The 236-nt window shown below is 76.3% G+C and carries 1 protein-coding gene; it reads left to right on the top strand.

Annotated elements, in window-relative coordinates; genetic code table 11:
- A partial coding sequence (locus SB764_RS44625; RefSeq protein ID WP_410867391.1) for a DUF3348 family protein occupies window positions 1-236 on the top strand: 236 nt, incomplete at both ends.

Raw genomic sequence — 236 nt, 5'->3', positions numbered from 1 at the left:
CGCCAGGGATGGCGCGGCTCGCGGCGCTCGACGCGATCATGGAGCGCGTGCTCGGCGCGCGCGAGCGCAGCCTGCTGTCCGCCGTGCCCGCGCTGCTCGGCACGCGCTTCGAGCGGCTGCGCGACGCGGAACGGCAGGCGCTGGCCGATGCCGGCGCCGACGGAGACGCGCCGTCCGCCGCGGCGCTCGGGCCCGGCACGTGGCTCGATACGTTCCGCGACGAGATGAAAAGCATC

It is taken from the genome of Paraburkholderia sp. SIMBA_027, assembly GCF_046535315.1.
Taxonomy (GTDB): Bacteria; Pseudomonadota; Gammaproteobacteria; order Burkholderiales; family Burkholderiaceae; genus Paraburkholderia; species Paraburkholderia tropica.
This window is presented reverse-complemented; position numbering and strand designations above follow the sequence as displayed.